The 21,412-nt window shown below is 37.3% G+C and carries 21 protein-coding genes; 7 read left to right on the top strand and 14 right to left on the bottom strand.

Going from position 1 to position 21,412, the window contains the following annotated elements:
• Positions 1 to 4 precede the first annotated feature (4 nt).
• From ABH942_RS15365 to ABH942_RS15355, 3 genes are all read right to left on the bottom strand, one after another.
• A complete protein-coding gene (locus ABH942_RS15365; protein ID WP_370033493.1) occupies positions 5 to 475 on the bottom strand; it encodes a macro domain-containing protein in 471 nt (156 codons plus the stop codon).
• An 81-nt stretch (positions 476 to 556) separates the two neighbouring features.
• Positions 557 to 1,390 (bottom strand): ribose-phosphate diphosphokinase, encoded by an 834-nt coding sequence (prs, locus tag ABH942_RS15360; RefSeq protein WP_370033491.1) that lies wholly within the window; start codon positions 1,388 to 1,390, stop codon positions 557 to 559.
• A 74-nt stretch (positions 1,391 to 1,464) separates the two neighbouring features.
• A complete protein-coding gene (locus ABH942_RS15355; RefSeq protein ID WP_370033489.1) occupies positions 1,465 to 2,157 on the bottom strand; it encodes an NUDIX domain-containing protein in 693 nt (230 codons plus the stop codon).
• A gap of 143 nt (positions 2,158 to 2,300) precedes the next feature.
• Here ABH942_RS15355 and ABH942_RS15350 point away from each other — a divergent pair, with 143 nt between their 5' ends.
• The 5 genes from ABH942_RS15350 (at position 2,301) to ABH942_RS15330 (ending at position 8,394) form a co-directional block, all read left to right on the top strand.
• Complete coding sequence (locus tag ABH942_RS15350) at positions 2,301 to 3,461, top strand: iron-containing alcohol dehydrogenase (protein WP_370033487.1); 1,161 nt, start codon at positions 2,301 to 2,303, stop codon at positions 3,459 to 3,461.
• Between the two features lie 318 nt (positions 3,462 to 3,779).
• Positions 3,780 to 4,775: an NAD(P)H-dependent glycerol-3-phosphate dehydrogenase gene (locus tag ABH942_RS15345; RefSeq protein WP_370033485.1), complete on the top strand. Its 996-nt coding sequence runs from the start codon at positions 3,780 to 3,782 to the stop codon at positions 4,773 to 4,775.
• Positions 4,776 to 4,783: 8 nt separating this feature from the next.
• A complete protein-coding gene (locus tag ABH942_RS15340; RefSeq protein WP_370033483.1) occupies positions 4,784 to 5,782 on the top strand; it encodes a TerC/Alx family metal homeostasis membrane protein in 999 nt (332 codons plus the stop codon).
• Between the two features lie 81 nt (positions 5,783 to 5,863).
• Positions 5,864 to 7,033, top strand: coding sequence for an ankyrin repeat domain-containing protein (locus ABH942_RS15335; protein WP_370033481.1), 1,170 nt, complete (start codon positions 5,864 to 5,866; stop codon positions 7,031 to 7,033).
• 23 nt (positions 7,034 to 7,056) lie between these two features.
• Positions 7,057 to 8,394, top strand: coding sequence for an ankyrin repeat domain-containing protein (locus tag ABH942_RS15330; RefSeq protein WP_370033479.1), 1,338 nt, complete (start codon positions 7,057 to 7,059; stop codon positions 8,392 to 8,394).
• A gap of 1 nt (position 8,395) precedes the next feature.
• On the opposite strand, the gene ABH942_RS15325 is transcribed toward ABH942_RS15330, so the two are convergent.
• The 3 genes from ABH942_RS15325 to ABH942_RS15315 all read right to left on the bottom strand — a co-directional run bounded on the left by ABH942_RS15325 (position 8,396) and on the right by ABH942_RS15315 (position 10,381).
• Positions 8,396 to 8,803: a hypothetical protein gene (locus tag ABH942_RS15325; protein ID WP_370033477.1), complete on the bottom strand. Its 408-nt coding sequence runs from the start codon at positions 8,801 to 8,803 to the stop codon at positions 8,396 to 8,398.
• A 124-nt stretch (positions 8,804 to 8,927) separates the two neighbouring features.
• Positions 8,928 to 9,947: a phenylalanine--tRNA ligase subunit alpha gene (gene pheS / locus ABH942_RS15320; RefSeq protein WP_139998679.1), complete on the bottom strand. Its 1,020-nt coding sequence runs from the start codon at positions 9,945 to 9,947 to the stop codon at positions 8,928 to 8,930.
• Positions 9,948 to 10,021: 74 nt separating this feature from the next.
• Positions 10,022 to 10,381: a hypothetical protein gene (locus tag ABH942_RS15315; RefSeq protein ID WP_370033475.1), complete on the bottom strand. Its 360-nt coding sequence runs from the start codon at positions 10,379 to 10,381 to the stop codon at positions 10,022 to 10,024.
• Between the two features lie 111 nt (positions 10,382 to 10,492).
• Here ABH942_RS15315 and ABH942_RS15310 point away from each other — a divergent pair, with 111 nt between their 5' ends.
• Positions 10,493 to 11,014 carry a CvpA family protein gene (locus ABH942_RS15310; protein WP_370033473.1) on the top strand — a complete coding sequence of 174 codons (522 nt, stop codon included), beginning with the start codon at positions 10,493 to 10,495 and terminating at the stop codon, positions 11,012 to 11,014.
• 319 nt (positions 11,015 to 11,333) lie between these two features.
• On the opposite strand, the gene ABH942_RS15305 is transcribed toward ABH942_RS15310, so the two are convergent.
• From ABH942_RS15305 to ABH942_RS15270, 8 genes are all read right to left on the bottom strand, one after another.
• Positions 11,334 to 12,077 carry a tetratricopeptide repeat protein gene (locus ABH942_RS15305; RefSeq protein ID WP_370033471.1) on the bottom strand — a complete coding sequence of 248 codons (744 nt, stop codon included), beginning with the start codon at positions 12,075 to 12,077 and terminating at the stop codon, positions 11,334 to 11,336.
• A 40-nt stretch (positions 12,078 to 12,117) separates the two neighbouring features.
• Positions 12,118 to 13,881: a BatD family protein gene (locus ABH942_RS15300; protein ID WP_370033469.1), complete on the bottom strand. Its 1,764-nt coding sequence runs from the start codon at positions 13,879 to 13,881 to the stop codon at positions 12,118 to 12,120.
• Between the two features lie 13 nt (positions 13,882 to 13,894).
• Positions 13,895 to 14,665 (bottom strand): tetratricopeptide repeat protein, encoded by a 771-nt coding sequence (locus ABH942_RS15295; RefSeq protein WP_370033468.1) that lies wholly within the window; start codon positions 14,663 to 14,665, stop codon positions 13,895 to 13,897.
• A 1-nt stretch (position 14,666) separates the two neighbouring features.
• Positions 14,667 to 15,707 (bottom strand): VWA domain-containing protein, encoded by a 1,041-nt coding sequence (locus ABH942_RS15290; RefSeq protein WP_370033466.1) that lies wholly within the window; start codon positions 15,705 to 15,707, stop codon positions 14,667 to 14,669.
• A 6-nt stretch (positions 15,708 to 15,713) separates the two neighbouring features.
• Positions 15,714 to 16,712 carry a VWA domain-containing protein gene (locus ABH942_RS15285; protein WP_370033464.1) on the bottom strand — a complete coding sequence of 333 codons (999 nt, stop codon included), beginning with the start codon at positions 16,710 to 16,712 and terminating at the stop codon, positions 15,714 to 15,716.
• Between the two features lies 1 nt (position 16,713).
• Positions 16,714 to 18,324 (bottom strand): hypothetical protein, encoded by a 1,611-nt coding sequence (locus tag ABH942_RS15280; protein ID WP_370033462.1) that lies wholly within the window; start codon positions 18,322 to 18,324, stop codon positions 16,714 to 16,716.
• A gap of 40 nt (positions 18,325 to 18,364) precedes the next feature.
• Positions 18,365 to 19,234, bottom strand: a complete 870-nt coding sequence (locus ABH942_RS15275) for a DUF58 domain-containing protein (protein ID WP_370033460.1) — start codon at positions 19,232 to 19,234, stop codon at positions 18,365 to 18,367.
• A gap of 125 nt (positions 19,235 to 19,359) precedes the next feature.
• The gene (locus tag ABH942_RS15270; protein ID WP_056066891.1) at positions 19,360 to 20,364 is read right to left on the bottom strand and encodes a MoxR family ATPase; all 1,005 of its coding nucleotides are present in this window, start codon (positions 20,362 to 20,364) and stop codon (positions 19,360 to 19,362) included.
• Between the two features lie 168 nt (positions 20,365 to 20,532).
• Here ABH942_RS15270 and ABH942_RS15265 point away from each other — a divergent pair, with 168 nt between their 5' ends.
• On the top strand, positions 20,533 to 21,405 hold the full coding sequence (locus ABH942_RS15265) for an aldo/keto reductase family oxidoreductase (protein ID WP_370033544.1): 873 nt from the start codon (positions 20,533 to 20,535) through the stop codon (positions 21,403 to 21,405).
• Positions 21,406 to 21,412 lie beyond the last annotated feature (7 nt).

Here is a 21,412-nt window from a genome sequence, read left to right as displayed (position 1 = left end):
TTTTTTAAAAATCGTAAACTGTTGTGTTAATATCTTTCTTTAGAATTGTCTTTTCAATAATGGGTTCAATCATTTCCCATTTTCCTCCTGCTAAACCGCAACCTATTCTGGGCATATGTACTGAGGCGTTTATTTCGCGTGCAAAATCTGCAACCTTATCCAATCCGTTTTCAACGGCATCGTATCTTATCGGGGCATTGCCGTTTTCGTCTTTGTTTATTTTATGCTGACCTATTAGGTTCGCAACCCACAAATCTTCCTGGACTTGCACAAATTGGACTTCTCCCAGATTGAAATTGTCTTTAGATTTATACCATTCCCTGTATTTATTTTCTGGTCCTTTCCATTTTTTTGAAATGGCCATCACAAAACCTTTTCCCCATCCGCCAATGTCATTGCATATGTGAACAATTATCTTATTCCCATTGTCTATAGGATTAGTTGCATCTCCTTTTTTATATTCAATATCTTTCATTGTTTATTCGTCTTAATTTCTTCCTTTTTCATTTGGATATAATTTAATACAATCCAACCGAACGATATAATGTTTGTGTTTTCATTCTAATTTTAATTTTACCATCTCTACCATCTCATTATCAAATTCCCTGAAAGAATTTGTCGTAAATATTTTCTCGAAATCTTTTTGAAAAACATCAAATCCTTTATTGAAAATTCCGTGGCTTACGGCTAAATATAATTTTCCAGCATTTTTCTTTTTTAATTCTTCTGCAAGTCCGACGAAGGTGCCCCCTCCATCACAAATATCATCTACAATCAAACAATCCATTCCTTCAAGATTGTCGTTATAGACTTTAAAACCAGACAACTTTCCGGTCTTTACATCACGGCTTTTGCTGCATTCCACTACCTCAACACCTCCTAAATATTCAGAAACTTTATAGATTTTTTTCAAAGCGCCACCATCTGGAGAAATCAATTTTACTTCCTTCCCTATTTTTTTCAAAACTTCAGCAATAAAAGCATGGTTTGGAATCACTTCACAATTGTCAAGTAATGCCGAAGTTACTTCAGAATGTGCGTCAAAAACAGTAACTTTATTTAGTTTCAGGCTATTCAAAATATCTGCATAAACCTTTACAGACAACGGTTCTCCTGAAATCATTACACGATCCTGTCTTGCAGCCGGAAAATAAGGAATAAAAACATTTATCAATTTCACATCCATTCTTTTCAACGCATCGATTGCCAACAGCAGCAAGCCAAAATCATTAAAAGAATTGATTCGATGTGTAATCGTTACCGGTTCAGAAACATCAAAATCAGGATTGATCTTGATATGAGGCTCACCTCCTGAAAATGTAAAGCTTTGGAACTGTATTTCTCTTTTGCCTGGAAAAGGATTGAAATGGGTATCTAAATTGAGTATCATGTTTTTTAGTTTGTGTAATTATTACGCAAATATAAAACAAAAAAACAGAACGGTCAAATTATTTAGTGTAAATTTTACGCAAATTTTATTTCGAAGTGGAAACCTGCTTTTTCAAGGTCGTAATATTTCTGCTTGTTGAATTTGAAAAGCTTGGCCGGACGTCCACTTTTTATAGGAGAAAACTTCTCCGTTTCTTCAATAATTCCGAAGCTTAAAATCTTCTTGCGAAAATTTCTCCTGTCGATTTCCTTTTCTAAAATGGTACAATATAAATTTTCAAGTTCCGAAAACATAAATTCTTCAGGAAGCAGATCAAAACCTACAGGCTGGTAAGTCAATTTTGCTTTTACTCTTTCAACCGCTTTATTCAATATCAAATTATGATCAAAAGCGAGTTGGGGAACAGCTTTTATCTCAAACCATTTTACTTTTTCAGCATCAGAATCTGCCTTGATATCAAATTTTGAGGAGTCGACCAAAGCGAAATAGGCTACAGAAATCACACGATTTCTGGAATCACGATGAATATCATCTCCAAAAGTATAAAGCTGTTCAAAATAATTGATCGCTACATTGGTTTCTTCTTGCAATTCCCGCTGAACGGCCTCTTTTAAGGTTTCCTCTTCTTTTACCAAACCGCCAGGCAAAGCCCAATAGGCTTTTTCTGAACCAAATTTTTGCTGTATCAGAAGTACATAAAGCTTATTATTTTGATAACCAAAAACAATGGCATCAACGGCTACTCGTATATTTTGAATTGGCGACATAATAAATGCGTAATTTTTACACAAATATAAAAATTGTTTGCCGTAAAGCAGCATCTTTATATCGTTTTTAGGTTATTTTCTTAACAGACCTTTACCACATTTTCACCTGACGGATTCGTAATTTTACATAAAATTTTAAAATCATGCTAAACTTCAAATTATATAATCCTACCCAACTTGTTTTTGGTAAAGGACAAATTGCAAAAATCTCAGACCTCATCCCTAAAGAGGCTAAAGTACTGATTACTTATGGTGGCGGCAGCATCTTCAAAAATGGTGTTTATGATCAGGTACGAAAAGCGCTACATGGCTATGACATCACCGAATTTGGAGGAATTGAGCCTAATCCGCGGTATGAAACCTTGATGAAAGCCGTAGAAATCATACGTGAAAAACAACTGGATTTTATATTGGCTGTAGGCGGAGGATCTGTAATTGACGGAACAAAGTTTATTTCTGCTGCCGTAAAATTTGATGGAAAGCCAATAGATATTTTACAAAAAGGAATTCGGATTCTTGAGAATACCGTTCCATTTGGGACCGTTCTGACACTTCCGGCAACGGCAAGTGAAATGAATTCGGGAGCTGTAATCACCATTAATGAAACTCAAGAGAAACTTTCGTTTGGCGGTCCTGCCTTATTCCCTAAATTTTCAATCTGTGATCCGGAAGTCGTTGCTTCATTGCCAAAAAGACAAATCCAAAATGGTATTATTGACGCTTATACACACGTACTCGAGCAATATCTTACCTATCCGCACGATGCTTTGTTACAGGACAGGATTTCTGAAGGAATTCTGCAAACCCTAATCGAAATCGGGCCGGAAGTGGTAGAAAACCCAACCGACTATAAGTTGGCCTCTAACTATATGTGGAGCTGTACGATGGCATTGAACGGACTGATCCAAAAAGGCGTCCCTACGGATTGGGCAACGCATATGATTGGTCATGAGCTGACTGCTTTATTTGAAATCGACCATGCCAGAACTTTAGCTATAATTGGCCCAAATCTTTACCGTGTTATGTTTGAAACCAAAAAAGACAAACTAGCACAATATGGCAAGAGGGTTTGGAATATTGCCGATGCCGGAGTTGAAGAAATGGCCGTAGAAGCCATCGAAAAAACTGTCGAATTTTTCCATCGAATGGGAATGCAGACCAAATTGTCTGAATATACCCAAGACTATGAAAAAACTGCCGATTTCATAGCCAAGCGATTTGAAGAAAGAGGTTGGAAAGGCTTAGGTGAAAAGAAAAATATTTCTCCTGAAAAAGTAAAAAATATTGTTGAACTCAGCTACTAATAGCAATCCATTTTAAAGTCAAAAGGCACTCCTGAAAACAATTTTCAAGAGTGCCTTTTTCAAAACACCAAAAACAAATCTTAACTAACTTAATAATACGAGGGCGTATTATTTCTTAACGTGTATTGTAATCTAACCAACTCAATATCAATAACGGCAACACAGGCATTGCATTGCATTGATAATCATAATTTTAAGTTAAAATTATATCCGTGTTTGTTTTATGGAGTAGGTTTCTGACAAAAAAGAGGTTGCAGTGTTGAAATTAATTTCCGATTACCACTAATTTGAGTATTTTTGGCAAACAAACGAACAGAAATGAATGAACATCCAAAATTTGCCGTAATTGGCGGCGGAAGCTGGGCGACAGCAATTGCAAAAATGCTTTGCGTTAATCTCACTGAGATTGCGTGGTATATGAGAAATGAAAGTGCGATTGATCACATCAAAAAATTCAAACACAACCCTAATTATTTGAGTTCTGTTGAATTTGACACCAAAAAACTAAAACTTACCAGCAATATAAACGAGGCTGTACAGTATGCCGATTATATTATTTTCGCTATACCTTCTGCTTTTTTAAGTGGCGAACTGGAGCATCTTACAGAAAGCTTGGATGGAAAAATTATTTTTTCTGCCATCAAAGGTATTGTTCCGGAAACCAGCCTGATTGTCGGAGAACATTTTCATGAAAAATACAACATTCCTTATGACAGTATCGGAGTTATAACCGGGCCATGTCACGCGGAAGAAGTTGCTATGGAGCGTCTTTCTTATCTGACAATTGCTTGCGGTGATTCGCAAAAAGCCAAAATCATGGCAACCAACCTTAGCGGCAACTACATCAAGGCCAAGATTTCTGACGATATTATCGGAACGGAATATGCTGCCATGCTAAAAAACATTTATGCTATCGCAGCCGGAATGGCTCATGGTTTAGGCTATGGTGACAACTTCCAGGCACTGCTAATGAGCAATGCAATACGCGAAATGAAGAAATTCATCCGAAAAGTCCACAAAATGAAACGAAACATCAATGATTCTGCCTATCTGGGCGATTTATTGGTAACCGGATATTCTATATTTTCACGAAACAGAATGTTTGGAAACATGATTGGGAAAGGTTATACCGTAAAATCAGCCATGATGGAAATGAGCATGGTTGCGGAAGGTTATTATGCTACTAACAGCGCCTATAAGCTCAATGAAGGTTTGCGTGCCAAAACTCCAATCATCGATGCCGTTTATAGCATTTTATATGAAGGAAAAGAACCTAAAAAAGTATTTAAAAAGCTAACTGAAAAACTTAACTAATTCCTGCCATGCAAAACAACCACGTCGATCACCTGATTAACCATCCCGGAATCTTAACCGCATTTTCTGTTGTAATCATTATTATGTTGCTTCTTGACTTAGGAGTATTCAACAAAAAAAGCCACGTAGTTTCTAACAAAGAAGCAGCTATCTGGTCAATCGTGTGGATTTCGCTAGCTATGGGTTTCAGCGGCGTGATTTATTATTTGATGGGAATAGAGCAGTTTACGCAGTTCCAATCGGCTTACTGGATTGAAAAAGCACTTTCTGTTGACAATCTTTTCGTCTTTATTCTGGTTTTTGGTTTTTTTAATGTTCCAAAACATCTGCACCATAAAGTCTTATTTTGGGGAATCATCGGAGCTTTAATTTTCAGGGCAATTTTTATTTTCTCCGGCGTTGAGCTTATCAACATGACCTATCTTCCTGAAATGGAAATCTTTGGAAAATTGGTCAGCATCAATGTTGTCTTATCTGTTTTTGGATTTTTCCTTGTATTCGCAGGATTCAAATCGTGGTTTTCAAAAGAAGACGATGACGAAAACAAAGATTTTACAAAAAGTCCGGGAGCCAAGTTGGTACACCGTTTTTTCAAGGTATCTGAAAATTATGATGGCGACAAATTCTTTACGGTAGAAAACGGAATCAAAATGGCAACACCGCTTTTGGTTGTTGTGGCTGTTATCGAATTTACGGATCTGATTTTTGCCGTCGATTCTATTCCTGCCATTTTTGCCATAGCGCCAAATGATCCTTTTATCCTGTATACTTCAAATATTTTTGCCATCTTAGGATTAAGAGCCTTGTATTTCCTGCTGGCTAACTTTATGTATATGTTCAGCCGATTAAAATATGGATTGGCAATCATCCTGGCTTTTATAGGTGTAAAAATGCTTATACAGCCTTTCTATCACATTTCATCGCCTGCCTCTCTGACTGTTGTAGGAAGCGTGCTAATTTTGTCTGTATTGGCTTCTTTGGCTTTCCCGGTGAAAGAAGAAAAATAGTCTATTTGTGAAAATAAAGTGAAAGTTCTCGGCTTGTGTTATTATTTTTCGTAATTATGATAAATAATAACCATCCAACCTATGTTAGAACAACTTTTAAACTCGGGAAAATTCTCTGAAGTTTTAGATCAGATTGCCAATGGCGAAAAGCTTCCAAAAACACTAAACGAATACAGCAAGTCGAGCATCTTCGACCGGCTATTCCAACAAAAACAATTTGAAATCATCCGGCTGTTTTTAGAAAACGGTGTTATCGAGACTGATGTCTATGAATTTGACAGTTTTGATAAAAGCATTTTCCAAAGCGTCACCAGAGGTTTGCAAACAGATGACGAATCGCTTGCCTTTTTTAAAGAATTTATTTCAAAATTTGACAATATCAATGATGAAGTCGGTGCCAAAACTCTGTTGGGCTACTTTTTCGAAAAAGGTGCTAGCCTTGAAAGCATCAAAATATTGGTCGAAGCAGGATGCGATGTAAACTTTAAAAACAACGCCGAAGAAAATTTCCTGCAACAGGTTATTAAAACCAACCTAATGAAACCGGAACTTTCTCTTTCTTATCTCGAATTTCTGATTGGAGAAGGTTTAGATGTCAACGCTCAGGATATTGTTCAAAAAACGCCATTAATTACAGCTATAGAATTCAATAGAAACGAATATATCGATCTTCTTCTGCAAAACGGGGCAAATCCTAATCATGCTGATAAGAATGGAAATACAGCCTTTTTCTATACTGTTGCCCATAAATTAGATGTAAGACTATACGACCTGCTGCGTAATTATGATATGCCGCAACTGGATATCGTTAACAAAGACCAAGTCACTCTGTTGTTCGAATACATGAGAATGATGTATGACAGTTCAGAAAAAAGCCTGGAGTTATTGCGAAAACTGATTGAAGATGGTGCGGATATCTACCAAACCAGCAGCTACTACAGCCGGGATATCACTCCTATTGATTTGGTTGCCGAAAAAAAACCGGAAGTCTTGCAGGCTATACTTGACACTGGAATTGCAGACATCAATCGCCAAGATGATACCGGGAACACATTATTGCATAAAGTTTGCGCCTACAATGTGAATTACGATGCTGAAAAAGCAAAGGAAATGTACAGAAAAGTAAAACTTTTGCTTGAAAACGGTGCTGATGTATCAATCACAAACGATAAAGATCAGAAAGCACTGGATCTGGCATCTGATGATAACCTGAAAATAAAAACTGTTGAACTGCTGATGAAGCAATCCTAATCCAAAAAAGAAAAATCATGTCAATGTCATTCATAATCGCTTGCGAAAGCGGAAAAAGAAAAATAGCCGAACTTTTATTAGCCAATAAAGAAGTTGATGTAACCTATACCGATGAAAAAGGCCGGATAGCACTGCATTATGCCGCACATCATGGTTATCTTGACCTGGTAAAGATACTCGTTGACGAAGGCGCAGTTATTGATTATGAAGACCATGCGGGCGAAACGCCTTTTTATTTTGCCTGCCTCCAAAAACAAAAGCAGACCGCATTGTTCTTATTAGAAAAAGGAGCCAAAACAGACGTCAAAGATTTTAAAGGAAATAGCCTTTTGCATCTTACAGCCCAAACCGGACAAATTGAGGTTTTGGAAAAATTGCTCGAACAAGGCGTGAATGCTGATTTAGAAAATAATGAAGCAGAAACTCCGCTTCTTATAGCGGCCAGTTGGAGAAATGCAGCTATTGTCAAAAAATTATTAGAAAACGGAGCCGATATAAATACGACCAACAAACAGGGAAATTCACCTTTGTTGTTTGCCGTAAAATCGAAAAACCAACCTATGGTTGAACTGCTTTTAGAAAATGGAGCGACTATTAACCACACCAACCATTCCGGAGAAAGCGCATTGCTTTTGGCCTGCTATGATAGTAACCGGATGCTTACCAAACTTTTGACAGAAAAGGGAGCCGATCTTTTTGTTTCATCTAAAAACGGATTGTCACCTGTTTGGTATGCCTGTTCCAATAACCAAAAAGAAATTGTTGATCTTTTTATCGAAAATGGCGTTGATGTCAATTATTCCAAACCAGTAACCGGAAACGAGACATCTATGTATTCTTATCTGGATTGGGTTGAAACCGCAGATAGTCTTAGTATTTCCAGCAGTTTTTCTTTAGACACTACTTATGGTTATGGCGGAGAAAGTTTGTTGCATGTTGCCGCTAAAAGTGGACATGTTAGCATGGTCAAATTACTTTTAGATAAAGGTGCCAATATCAATATCCAGGATGAAAGTGGCAATACTGCCTTGCATTATGCCGCAGCCAATGGTAAAAAAGACATGGTAAAGTTGCTGTTAGAAAAAGAAGCTGATGCTTCAGTAGTAAATGCAAAAGAACAGAAAGCGATTGACTATTCGAATATCAAGGGATTTAATGAAATTACAGAGTTGCTACTGAAATACAGTCCGTCTAATACCGCTAATCCAAACAGTTCAAAAACGGAAACCGCTCCTACTCCTACTCCTGTTGATATGGCTTCAAAAAAGCAAGCTTTATTAGACTTAAAAGAGCTTTTGGATGCCGGAATATTATCTCAGGAAGAGTTCGATGTTGAAAAGGCTAAGATTTTGAAAGGCTGATTTATCGGACGATAACTCCGTTTACAAACAGAATAGGCACTTCTTCTGTAGCACGCTCGTTGATGGTATTCGTACGGAAAACGAATTTTTTGTCATACAGCGTATTTCCTATAAAATAAGTAACCATGAATTCGTTGTTAAGAACCAAAACGCTCTTTTCAACCATTTCTACTTTTACTACAGAAACTGCCGGAACCTGTGTAAATGCATGGCGTAAAAGCGATGTTTTTTTCATCTCGCCATCTATCGTCCCGAAAGCCTTTGACACTACCATAACGCTATCCAGGTCAAAATCACTGTCATTGACCAGATAGACATACCATACCTTTTCCATAAAGTCGTCGTTCCATTCCTGAACAGCGGCCAGGAACACGTTTTCTACTTTTGGGATAACGATATCTTTTTTCATAATGGATAGTGGGTAATGGATAGTTTATAGTTGAAAGTGGATAGTTGGAAAGTAGTTGTCTATAATAGATTATTTACTTTCCAACTTTTGACTTTATGACTTAGTACCTTAGTACCTTTGCAGCTTATATAGAAGATTTAAATTGCTCCAGGAATCGCACATCGTTTTCATAGAACATTCTGATATCACCAATTTGGTGCAACAACATTGCTATTCTTTCTACACCCATTCCAAAGGCAAAACCTGTAAATTCATCTGCGTTGATACCGCAGTTTTTCAATACATTCGGGTCAACCATTCCACAGCCGCCAATTTCCAGCCAGCCGGTTCCTTTGGTAATCCTGTAATCGGTTTCGGTTTTTAATCCCCAATAAATATCAATCTCAGCACTTGGTTCCGTAAACGGGAAATACGACGGACGCAAACGGATTTTTGACTTCCCGAACATTTCTTTTGTGAAATATAAAAGCGTCTGCTTCAAGTCGGCAAATGAAACGTCTTTGTCGATATACAAACCTTCAACCTGATGGAAAATACAGTGCGAACGTGAAGAAACAGCTTCATTCCTGAAAACACGTCCCGGAGAAATAGTTCGGATAGGCGGCTTGTTTTCTTCCATATAGCGCACCTGAACCGATGATGTATGTGTTCTCAACAGTATATCCGGATTGGTCTGGATAAAAAACGTATCCTGCATGTCTCTTGCCGGATGGTATTCCGGAAGGTTTAATGCCGTGAAGTTATGCCAGTCATCTTCGATTTCCGGGCCTTCAGAAACGTTAAAACCAATATTAGAGAAAATATCTATAATCTGGTTTTTGACCAAAGAAATTGGATGGCGTGAACCTATTTTTACAGGTTCTGCCGGACGCGTCAAATCGCCATATATGCCTACGGTTTCTTCTTTGCTTTCAAACAGTTCCTGAATTGATTTTAGCTTATCTTCAGCAGTAGTTTTCAATTGATTGATAACCTGCCCGAATTCTTTTTTCTGTTCGTTAGGAACATTCTTGAATTCTGCAAAAAAATCTTTTATAAGGCCTTTGCTTCCCAGGAATTTTATCCTGAATGCTTCGAGTTCCTCTTTATTTTGGGTTTGAAACGCTTCTACTTCGCCAATATATTCTTTAATCTTGTCTATCATCTTCTTTAGTAAAGGTGCAAATTTAATATTTTTCCATGAAAATAGCCCGCTCTAAACGAACGTTTCAGCAATCTCTAATCGATAAATTCTCTTTCCAGAAAATAATTGACGATTGCTTCTTTCATCAGTACTGATTGTTCGCCTGCTTTCAAAGGTGGCAATTCTTCTTTGACCTTATAATGCGGCCATCCTTCACTATCAAAATAATCAAATTCATAGAAACCATAAGGCTCAAGCAAACGACATATCGCAATATGCATCAGGTTTAGCTTTTCGTCTTTTTTGAATTTATTATGAACTTTTCCCAGTTCCTGCACGCCGATAAGGTAGATAATCGAATCTAAATCGAGGTTATCATCACCTTCAGCAAATTGATGGGATAACAGGCTGACTACCTTTTCCCATCGTTCTTTTAATTGTATATCTCTAGACATTTGAATCTTAGTTTTTTAAGTTATGGTTAGAGGATTTCCTCTCACAAACTGTAAATTTAATCTGCAAAGATACATTGTTGATTTTTGTTTTTCTATGCAAAGTCATCTATCTTGGCTGCTTATTATTTTTTGATGGGATTTTTAGATATTATTTTAGGCATTTTCCTTGTCTATGGATTGGTTCGCGGGCTGTGGAATGGCCTTTTTGTAGAATTTGCTTCTTTGGTTTCGCTGCTTTTAGGAATTTATATTGCTATAAAGTTTTCTTTCATTACAGCTGAATTCCTTGCAGGTGTATTTTCATGGAATCCAAAAACCATTGCTATTTGGGCGTTCGTACTAACTTTTATAGGCGTAGTTATCAGTATTTCACTGTTGGCAAAATTTTTTACTTCTATAGCCAATTTTGCAAGTTTGGGATTGCTGAATAAAATCGCGGGAGGAATTTTTGGTGTCTTGAAAATGTGCCTGATTTTAAGTTTTACCTTGTCCTTGTTTCAAAAAATCAATTCTAGCAACACTTTTGCAGAAAAGAAAACACTCGATGATTCGCTGTTTTACAACCCGATTCTAAAAATTTCAGAGTTCATCTTTCCTGTTTTCGAAGAATGGTTTGATGAGTTGAAGAAATAATTTAGGATTTTAGATTTAGGACGCTTAATTGTGGATTTATGATTTTAGATCTTAGATTTATGATTTATGAACTTAGATTGCGGACATCAGGTTGACGTGCAACTGTGAAGAATGGAATTTTTGATTTCAGATTTTTGATTTTAGTATGCGAACTCCGGACAAAAATCTTAAATCTTAAATCCTATATATACATTAAAAAAATGTGATACCGAATTTTGATTGCAGATTTTAGATTGCGAACTCCAGACTCAAAAATCATAAATCTAAAATCACATATGCCTAATCGGAAATCCCAAATCTTAAATCAAAAATTCAAGATCTATTTAATTTCCTTCAAGGCATCTTTATTCACCCAGCCTTCTTTTTCATCAGCCAGCTGAATTTTTCTCCAATTATCCAGCGTTTCGATAATCTGAACTTTTGTTCCTTCATGAAGCATAAAGGCATTGTCTGCATTTTCTTTTGGTTCATTTTTAATACCTATCGAATCGGCAAAAATAATGGCAGGCCTGTCATTTTCATAACCAGCTTTTTCAGTTATAGCAGAAGCAACGCTTACAACCAATGCAATTAATGCAATAAACAGTCCCACAAAGAAAATGCGTTTGAGCAAAGTAGTGGCCGAAAAATAATATCCGATAAAAAACAGCAGGAATAGTACTGAAAAGCCAATAGCAATTTTTGCCCAACCGTCATAGGTATAAGAAGAAGTAAAATCATGGATGATTTTTCCAAATCCTACCTGCTGTACAGGTTTGATATCGTCAATCGTCATGTTTTGGGCAAACTGCAAGTTGTTTTTAGCGTCAGAATAGTCCGGATTAAGCACTAATGCTTTTTCATAATTATAAATCGCAGGAGCCGTCTTATTCAGCTTGTAATACGCATTCCCAAGATTATAATACAGTTCTGCCGAGTGCTGTTTTGTTTTCAGGACGTTCTCGTAGGCTTTTACAGCCTCTTCAAACTTATCTTGGCGGTAGAACTTGTTTCCTGCCTCAAAATTGTCCTGAGCCCAAAAAACCTGGGTAAAAAGCAACAGTATGTAGACTATGTTTTTCATTTTTTGTTCAATTTTCAATCCTTACGTGAATTATCAGTGGTTAGATTTGTTTTTCCAATTCGGAAATAACGGTCACGGCCTTGTCAAAATCCTGCTGGATGGCTACGCTTGAATAAGGCGCATATCTTGCAAACTCGCAGTTTTCCGTAAGGTTTATAAAATCATTTATCGTTTCCGGCCTTGCATTTCTCTCCAAAAGAATCTCACGGATCTTGTCTTTGCTCATTTCTGAGGTTTCGATATGCAATTTGGCTTTCAGGAAATTATGTAATGCCTTTTCGAGAGCAATATAAAACGGCTCTTTGTTATTGATTTGTTTTTTAGCTTCAGACAGGTATTTTTTAGCCAGCCTGTTAGACATTTTTCTCTTGTTTCCAACAACGTCACTGTCGATTGCTTCTTTTCTCTTTTTAGCCAAAATAATTATTGGGATAAAAAGGAACGGCAAGAATAGCAGCGTATAGAACAATCCCGAACCAAAGAAATGTTCTTTATGGGTGGAATGTAACTGTGTCTTAAGAGCAATAAATCGGAACTGATTTGTGCTTTTCACAGCCTGCTTGTTTGTTGTAGCTCCCGGAGTTGCTGCCACAGAAGAATCTGACGATGTTGGCCCATCCAAAACTTTAATAACAATGTCGTTTGAAGTTATGGTCTTATAGGTTTTTGTAGACAGATCAAAATAAGAGAACGTTAATCCTTTAATCGTGTAATTACCCTGATATTGCGGGATGATAGTATATTTGTCTGCTATTTTTCCTTGCATTCCGGAAAGTGGTGTCGAAACCTGTTCGCTGTGTACCGGATCATACATTTCCAAGGCACTTGGCACAATCGGTTTTGGCAAGGTAAATAGTTTCAGGTTTCCGTTTCCTGAAACGCTGATATCCAAATCGAGCGATTCTCCGTGTTTTAATTCCGTTTTAGATGGCTTGACAACGAAATCAAACTTCCCTACAGCTCCAGTAAAATCTTGTGGTTTTCCAGCTTCCGGTAAAGGCTTCACGGCAATGGCTTTGCTTCCTGCCGAAACGGTTTTATTTGTTGTAACAAATTGAACTCTTCCAAAAATATCTCTCCTATTATTAGTTGGTTGGTCAACAACAATGTCTAATGAAAGCGGCTCAATGGTTAGCTTACCTGATTTTTGAGGATATAATACTGTTTTTCGAAGTACTACATAACGATAGTCTTCTCCATTGTATTTGCCATTTTCAACGACAAGATTTTTGATATCGATATTCTGGCTCCAAAAATCGTTGAATTTTGGGCTGTCGATTTCTTTCCAGTTCCTAACACTCACATTATTGCTGACATACAGTTTGTAGACAACCGTGATTGGCTGGTTGAGATACGGATTGGTATTCGATATTTCAGCAATAAGATGGATTCCTCCACTTGGCACATAATCCGGACTGCTCGGGTCTTTAGACTCGTCAATAGGAGCGGTTACGTTTATTTTTATAGGCGCTGTTTTATAAGTCTGCCCTTTAATTTCTATTGTTGCCTGCTTGATTGTAACCGTTCCTCTTTGTAACGGAAGCAGGATATAGATATAGGATTTATTAAAAGTCGCCCTACCATTAATCCAGGTCTGGCTTACCTGCTGGCTTGGGCCACCAACCACACGGAAACCTTCAAAAGAAGGCGGCGTAAAGTTATCACCGTCTTCATTCATGATGAAATCGATACGGAGCCTTTCATTAAGTCCGAGCGTCTGTTTACTGACTTTCGCCTCAAATTGTACCTGGGCAGAAAGACCTTGGAAACAGATTAAAATTAATGCTACTATATATTTTCTCATTGCAATCAACATCTTACCAGTCTTTTTCTGTTTGAACCGGCTTGCCTTTTACTTTTTTGGCATTGACCTTTTCTTGAATTTTCTTTTCTTCATTGTTTACTGCATCGAGCAGGTTCTCGATTCGTTGCTTAGACGGACTGTTGCCAGGCTGCGGTTTAGGCTCGCCTTTCTGATCAGGATTTTTATCATTTTTTCCCTCATCATTTTTGCCGTCCTGCTTGTCTTTTTTATCGTCGCCTTTGCCTTTGTCGTCTTTCTTATCGTCCTTATCTCCGTCTTTTTTCTGATTCTGCTTATCCTTGTCTTTTTCTTTCTTGTCTTTATCTTTTTTCTTATCGTCTTTTGGCGGTTTAGGAGGATTGTTCTTCAGATATTCTTTAGCCAGAGCATAATTATAGCGGGTCTGCTCATCGCTTGGATTGTTACGCAATGCATTCTTATAGGCATCAACAGCTTCTGTGTATTTTTTTTCGGTCATGAAAATATTACCCAAATTATGAAATGCCTTGTGTTTTTCAGCTTTGGTTTTGGCATTTTCTATTGTATTGACATACGCCAGCTTTGCTTCGCTTGGCTGTTTTTGCCTATAAATAGTATTTCCTAAATTATACGATGCTATTGCCTTGGTTGGTGATTTGGATAATGAAATTCTGTAGTCAGCTTCAGCATCAGCATAGTTTTTATCTTTAAACTCTTTGTTTCCTCTTGACAGATTTTTGTCTTTCTCCTGTGCGATTGCTGCAAAGGAAAAAAGTAGAAGCGTATATATCAATAGCTGTCTCATATTATTCCTTTTCATTAAATAAATTCATCTTTTTCACCCAGTTTGTCTTTTTCTCCAAGAAGAAAATATCGATAAAGAACAAAAAGAATGCTATTCCTAAAAGCCATTGAAACTGCGATTGGTAATTGGCAAACTGCTTGGTTTCAAATTCACTTTTTTCAATGTTTTCCAAAGCGTGTTTTACATAGTCAACTACTTCTTTGGTATTGTTTCCGTTAATATAACCTCCTTTGGTGTTCTTGGCAATTTCTTTCAGCGTAGCTTCATTCAGTTTGGTTATTACGACTTCTCCGTTTTGGTCACGCTGAAAACTTTCTACTACACCATTTCTTTTTAACGGAATTGGCCCGCCTTTTTCAGTACCGACACCAATTGTTATAATCTTCAATCCGTTTTTATTCGCTTCTTCTGTTGCTCCTTCAATTCCCTCAGAATGATCTTCTCCATCAGAAATCATGATCACCAGCTTGCTTACTTTGCTGTCTTCGCTAAAAAAAGTTGACGACAAATGGATCGCTTCGTCAAGCGAAGTACCTTGCGATGATACCATTCCGGGATTCATACTTTGCAGGAACATTTTTGCAACGCTGTAATCTGTCGTAATTGGCAATACTGGAAAAGCACTTCCTGCATAGGCTACAATCCCAATTCTATCACTGCCTAACTGGTTGATGATTTGCGAAACAATCTGCTTGGTTTTTTCAAGACGGTTTGGCGCAACATCTTCTGCCAGCATTGATTTTGAAACGTCGATAGCAAAAACAATATCAATACCTTCTCTTTTGACAGTTTCTACCTTGGTTCCCAATTTAGGATTAACCAAACCTAAAATCAGGCAGGCCAATGCCAAAAGAAAAACTGTAATCTTCAAAGTCGATTTAAAAACCGATTTTTCCGGAGTTAGTTTTCTAACCAGTTTCAGGTCACCAAATTCTTTCTGTTTTTTTCGTTTCCAATAGAGATTGAATAGAAAAATCAGTACCAGAATTGGTATGACAATCAGGAGGTATAAATATTTTTTTTCGTCTAATTCGTCGTACATAATCTTTTAAATAAAGCTTCTAAAAACCGTATTTTTCAATAAAACTTCCAATAACAGCAGTATTCCTGCCGCTATCGCAAAAGGTCTAAACCTTTCATCGTAATTGTAGAATTTCTGTTCTTCAATTTCAGTGGTTTCCAGCTTGTTGATTTCATCATAGATGGCTTTCAGGCTCTGGTTATTTTTAGCCCTGAAATATTTTCCGTCTGTATTTCTTGCAATTTCTTTCATCAATTGCTCATCGATTTCCACCTGCATCATTCTGTAAACGAATTCGCCATTTGGAGCTATGGCATAAGGGGATTCCGCCATTCCGGTTGTCCCTATACCAATCGTATATACTTTTATTCCATACTCTTTTGCTATCTCAGAAGCCATTCTCGGATCAATAAAGCCTGAGTTATTGACTCCGTCCGTAAGCAATATGATTACTTTACTTTTTGCCTTGCTGTCTTTTAATCGGTTAACAGCTGTTGCCAATCCCATACCAATTCCAGTTCCGTCCTGCAAAAGCTGATCGTATTTTACGCTATTCAAAGCGTCAAGCACAACTGCCTTGTCACTGGTTACCGGCGTTTTCGTATAGCTTTCTGCTGCATAAACTACTAACCCTATTCTGTCATTTGGACGCGCTTCAACGAATTCCGAAGCTACTCGTTTTAATGCTTCCAAACGGTTTGGCTTTAAATCGCGCGTTAACATACTTCCCGAAACGTCAATAGACATTACAATGTCAATTCCGTTGGTTATGTTGGTCTTATTGCTAATATCTACGGTTTGTGGCCTTGCCATAGCAACAATCAGAAAGCCTAAAGCGAGAATCCTGAAAACAAACAATAGTGGTTTTAATTTCGACCAAAAAGAGGGTCTAGCTTTGAATCCTTTTAATGAGCTTACTTTTAGCGAGGCTTGTTTTCTTCCTTTCCATATCTGCCATGCAATAGCAATCGGGATCAGTACAAACAGCCAGAAAAACTCAGGATTTAAAAAGGTAACATTTTTCATCTTAGTTTACTTTTTTAAGTTCGACCGAGTTTACTATCCTATCTGAAATCTTGGAACCATATTCATCATTATCACGATAGGTAATGATTATTTCCTGAAGACCTCCTTCTTGTGCAAACACCAAAATTTCATATCCTATTTTGATTTCTTTATCACTGTCTTCTTTAAAAATAACCATAGTTCCATAGGCTTTTATTCCTGAAATGCCTTCTTTGGTATCGAATTGATCCTGTTTTACAAAAACATCTTTGGCTTTATATTTCTTCTCAAACGACTTGATTTCTCTTTCGATTACTTTTTCCAACGGTCGGCTTAACGTATCTTTAAACGATGTTGTCGAAATATTTACGGAAAGGTCATCAAACATATCTCCATAAGAAAAAGCCTGGCTTTCTTTTACGCTCGCGTCTTTTCTACCATTTGGAAGTTGTGTTCTCTTCAAAACTTTTGGCGTTTCTATAGTCACGGCAGGATTTCCATAATCACTCTTAATCCATTCGCCTTCATACATTTCTTTTGTAGGATTGCCCAAAATAGCGTCTAATCCTTTGGTCGTAATAAAATAGGTCAGTGATCCTACCACCAAAAATGCTCCAATAAATGTTGCGATTGCTATCTTACGTTTACGTTTTTTCTTTAACAGCAATTCTTTTTTCTGTGCATCGAGTAATAACAGTTCTTCATCCTCTTCTTCTACTTCCGGTATGGCTTTGTGCAGTGTGAAGATGGTTTTTTCGATTTTACTTCTGTCTTCAGCGATTTCAAAATCAAGCGGTTTGGATTTGGCAAATTTTACCAAGTCAGCCTGGCGCAAGACGCGCTCCAGATTCTCAACAGTTTCCTGCGAAATCTTCATTTTTTTGCGGACAGCGGCATTTCTCAATCCTATAATAACTTCGGAAGTCGTACTTTCCATTGCCGGAACCTGAATTTCTTCTTCAATATACGTTCTTGCAATATCTGTTAGTTCCGAATAGTAATTTTTGACTTCTCCTTTTTGCCAAAGTTCCTTTTGTTCCAAACTTTTCAGAAGGCTTACCGCTTTTTCTATCGGTGTTGCATATACAACTTCTGCCGGTTTTTCTCTCTTTTTATATTTTTTAGAAAAGTAGTAAATCAGGTATCCTATTCCGCCCAAAAGCAATAGTCCGAGAAGGTATTTCCACCAATTGCCCATCGATTGCTTGACCTCAACTATTCCTTTGATATCGTACATTTTTTGTTTCAATGTATCGACCTTGATTCCCGCGACGGTAACAAAAATAGAGTCTGTGGAAAAAGGCTTGTCGTTGATGAGCACTTTTAGGCTCGGTATCATATATTTTCCGGAATCAAACTGGGTAAGTCCATATCTTTTGGTAAGCAGATAGCGGTCTTTTTGCTTAACCGTATCTGTTGGATAGGATTCCAAAACTTCTAATTGTCCGAAATTGGTACTTTCAGGAAATACTACATTGGATAACGTATCTACTGAAGTTTTTAGCGTAAGATTGATTTGTGCACCTATTTTTATCCTGGTCGAATCAACAGCCGTGGTTACGCGTTTCTGCTGACCAAAAGCAATTGTTCCAACCAATAAAAAAAATAGTATGTAAAGCTTGTTGTTTTTCATTTTTAGTTCCTAATCTTAATTCATGAAAGGGGAAAAAAGATTATCCTCTCGATTTAAAATAGCCCAATAGTTTTGTCACATAGCTTTCATCAACTCTGGTGTTTACCGTTCCAGAACCGCATCTGCTAAATGTTTCCTTAAAATATTTCATTTTTTCCTGATAGTATTTTTCATATTCCAGACGCACCGCTTTTGAACCAGTGTTAACCAATAGGGTCTCTCCTGTTTCGGCATCCAGCATATTAACCATTCCAATATTGGGCATTTTTTCTTCCCTTACATCATAAACACGTATTCCGGTAAGGTCGTGTTTTTTTCCTGCAATTTTCAGCGTATGCTCATAATTATCATCTGCCATAAAATCAGAAATCACAAAAACGATGGCTTTCTTTTTCATGACTCCAGACAAAAACCGCAAGGCCTGAGAAAGATTGGTCTTATGGCTTTTAGGTTTGAATTCTATCAGTTCACGGATGATTCTCAAAACGTGCGATCTTCCTTTTTTAGGAGGAATAAACAATTCTATTTCATCCGAAAATAAAATCAAGCCTATTTTGTCATTATTCTGTGTTGCTGAAAAAGCCATAGTTGCTGCTATTTCAGTTACGATATCTTTTTTGAAACTGTTTTGCGTTCCAAAGCTTTCCGATCCGCTGACATCTACCATAAGCATCATGGTCAGCTCGCGTTCTTCTTCGAAAACTTTGATATAAGGTTCATTATATCTTGCCGTAACGTTCCAGTCAATAGCACGTACATCGTCTCCAAACTGGTACTGACGGACTTCGCTAAACGTCATCCCGCGCCCTTTGAACGATGTGTGATATTCACCCGAAAAAATATGATCGCTCAATCTTCGGGTCTTGATTTCTATCTTCCGTACTTTCTTGAGTAATTCCTTTGTATCCATTTTTTAGTTGATAGTTTTTAGTGGATAATGGATAGTTTTTTTAGTGGATAGTGGATAGTTTTTAGTGGATAGTTAGTTTGAACTATCGATAAACTATCAACTATTCACTGTCAACTATCAACTTTCTAAGGTACTTCTACTTCGTTTACGATTTTGTTTATGATATCAACAGAAGTTACGTTTTCAGCTTCTGCTTCATAGGTAATCCCAATTCTGTGGCGAAGTACATCGTGAACAACAGCACGTACGTCTTCAGGAATTACATAGCCTCTGCGTTTGATAAAGGCATAACATTTAGCGGCATTAGCCAAATTGATACTTCCACGAGGTGAAGCTCCAAAACTGATTAATGGTTTCAGGTTTTCCAGTTTGTATTTTTCAGGATAACGGGTTGCGAATATAATATCCAGAATGTATTTTTCGATTTTTTCATCCATATACACTTCACGAACTGCTTCCTGGGCGCGAAGAATCTGATCTGTAGAAACAACAGGGTTTACTTTTTCATAAGATCCTTTCAGGTTCTGGCGGATGACCATTCTTTCTTCATCGATTTTTGGATAGTCGATAACTGTTTTCAACATAAAACGGTCTACCTGAGCTTCCGGCAGTGGATATGTTCCTTCCTGCTCTACAGGGTTTTGTGTAGCCAATACTAAAAATGGCTTATCTAGTTTGAAAGTAGTATCACCAATTGTAACTTGTTTTTCCTGCATGGCTTCAAGCAATGCCGACTGTACTTTTGCAGGAGCACGGTTGATCTCATCCGCCAAAACGAAATTAGCGAAGATTGGCCCTTTCTTGATTGAAAATGCGTTGTCTTTAATATTATAGATCATGGTACCTACAACGTCGGCAGGAAGTAAATCCGGAGTAAACTGGATACGACTGAAAGAACCTTGAACTGCTTGCGAAAGTGTATTAATCGCTAATGTTTTTGCCAATCCGGGTACACCTTCCAGCAAAATATGTCCTTGTCCCAAAAGCCCAATCAATAAACGCTCTACCATGTGTTTCTGACCTACGATGACTTTATTCATTTCCATCATCAGCAAGTCGATAAAAGCACTTTCTCTTTCTATTTTTTCATTAATTGCTCTAATGTCTAATGCAGTAGCATTTTCTTCCATAATCTAATATTTAAAAAGCCGTGAATTTAGTATTTAATTTTAACAGTGCAAATTGAAAATTTATTTAAATGGAAGTTGTTAACATTACGTTAAAATATGTTTGAATGCCTTGGTTTTAAGGATGATTTATGATTTTGTTTTCATAAATTTAAAATCTCAAAACTAATCATCGTGAAAACAACATTATCTCCCATTATTGCGGGAACTATGAGCTGGGGAGTCTGGGACAAAAATCTCACGACTTCTGAAATGGCGAACCTGATACACGTTTGCTCTGAAAATAAAATCACAACTTTTGACCATGCCGACATTTATGGCGGCTATACGACTGAGGCTGAGTTTGGAAAGGCTTTTTCTGAAAGCAAGATTGACAGGAAAAAAATACAGCTGATTTCAAAATGCGGTATACAGCATGTGCTTGGAAACAGGGATAACAAGATCAAGCATTATGACTATTCGAAAAAGTATATTATTTGGTCTGTAGAAAATTCGCTGAAAAATCTGCATACCGATTATCTGGATGTTTTCCTGCTTCATCGTCCAAGTCCGCTTATGAATGCAAATGAAATTGCTGAAGCTGTAGAAAAATTAAAATCTGAAGGAAAAATTCTTGATTTCGGACTGTCTAATTTTACGCCTTCACAAACGGATCTGATTCGTTCAAAAACGGAAGTAAGCTATAATCAGGTGCAGTTTTCTGCAACCGACTTTAAAGCTATGACTGACGGAAGTCTCGACCATATGCAGGTGCACAACATCCGTCCTATGGCATGGAATCCACTTGGAACTGTTTTCAGAGAAAAGACTGACCAGACCCGACGTTTAAAAACGCTTTTGGCTGAATTGGTTGGAAAATACCATGTAGGTTCAGATACTATACTATTGTCATGGGTTTTGCAGCATCCGGCTAAAGTCATTCCGATTGCGGGAACTGTGAATGTTTCCAGAATCCAGCAACTTTATAAGGCAACCGAATTCAAATTGGAAAATGAAGAATGGTTTGCCATCTGGACAGAAAGCATGGGACATAAAGTTCCTTAAATCGATT

The sequence above is a fragment of the Flavobacterium sp. 28YEA47A genome, from assembly GCF_041262125.1.
GTDB lineage: Bacteria > Bacteroidota > Bacteroidia > Flavobacteriales > Flavobacteriaceae > Flavobacterium.
This window is presented reverse-complemented; position numbering and strand designations above follow the sequence as displayed.

What these genes read in the sequence shown, in the direction of transcription:
- ABH942_RS15365 (WP_370033493.1), bottom strand. Translation starts at nt 475, where the DNA reads ATGAAAGATATTGAATATAAAAAAGGAGATGCAACTAATCCTATAGAC.
- prs (WP_370033491.1), bottom strand. Translation starts at nt 1,390, where the DNA reads ATGATACTCAATTTAGATACCCATTTCAATCCTTTTCCAGGCAAAAGA.
- ABH942_RS15355 (WP_370033489.1), bottom strand. Translation starts at nt 2,157, where the DNA reads ATGTCGCCAATTCAAAATATACGAGTAGCCGTTGATGCCATTGTTTTT.
- ABH942_RS15350 (WP_370033487.1), top strand. Translation starts at nt 2,301, where the DNA reads ATGCTAAACTTCAAATTATATAATCCTACCCAACTTGTTTTTGGTAAA.
- ABH942_RS15345 (WP_370033485.1), top strand. Translation starts at nt 3,780, where the DNA reads ATGAATGAACATCCAAAATTTGCCGTAATTGGCGGCGGAAGCTGGGCG.
- ABH942_RS15340 (WP_370033483.1), top strand. Translation starts at nt 4,784, where the DNA reads ATGCAAAACAACCACGTCGATCACCTGATTAACCATCCCGGAATCTTA.
- ABH942_RS15335 (WP_370033481.1), top strand. Translation starts at nt 5,864, where the DNA reads ATGTTAGAACAACTTTTAAACTCGGGAAAATTCTCTGAAGTTTTAGAT.
- ABH942_RS15330 (WP_370033479.1), top strand. Translation starts at nt 7,057, where the DNA reads ATGTCATTCATAATCGCTTGCGAAAGCGGAAAAAGAAAAATAGCCGAA.
- ABH942_RS15325 (WP_370033477.1), bottom strand. Translation starts at nt 8,803, where the DNA reads ATGAAAAAAGATATCGTTATCCCAAAAGTAGAAAACGTGTTCCTGGCC.
- pheS (WP_139998679.1), bottom strand. Translation starts at nt 9,947, where the DNA reads ATGATAGACAAGATTAAAGAATATATTGGCGAAGTAGAAGCGTTTCAA.
- ABH942_RS15315 (WP_370033475.1), bottom strand. Translation starts at nt 10,381, where the DNA reads ATGTCTAGAGATATACAATTAAAAGAACGATGGGAAAAGGTAGTCAGC.
- ABH942_RS15305 (WP_370033471.1), bottom strand. Translation starts at nt 12,077, where the DNA reads ATGAAAAACATAGTCTACATACTGTTGCTTTTTACCCAGGTTTTTTGG.
- ABH942_RS15300 (WP_370033469.1), bottom strand. Translation starts at nt 13,881, where the DNA reads ATGAGAAAATATATAGTAGCATTAATTTTAATCTGTTTCCAAGGTCTT.
- ABH942_RS15295 (WP_370033468.1), bottom strand. Translation starts at nt 14,665, where the DNA reads ATGAGACAGCTATTGATATATACGCTTCTACTTTTTTCCTTTGCAGCA.
- ABH942_RS15290 (WP_370033466.1), bottom strand. Translation starts at nt 15,707, where the DNA reads ATGTACGACGAATTAGACGAAAAAAAATATTTATACCTCCTGATTGTC.
- ABH942_RS15285 (WP_370033464.1), bottom strand. Translation starts at nt 16,712, where the DNA reads ATGAAAAATGTTACCTTTTTAAATCCTGAGTTTTTCTGGCTGTTTGTA.
- ABH942_RS15280 (WP_370033462.1), bottom strand. Translation starts at nt 18,324, where the DNA reads ATGAAAAACAACAAGCTTTACATACTATTTTTTTTATTGGTTGGAACA.
- ABH942_RS15275 (WP_370033460.1), bottom strand. Translation starts at nt 19,234, where the DNA reads ATGGATACAAAGGAATTACTCAAGAAAGTACGGAAGATAGAAATCAAG.
- ABH942_RS15270 (WP_056066891.1), bottom strand. Translation starts at nt 20,364, where the DNA reads ATGGAAGAAAATGCTACTGCATTAGACATTAGAGCAATTAATGAAAAA.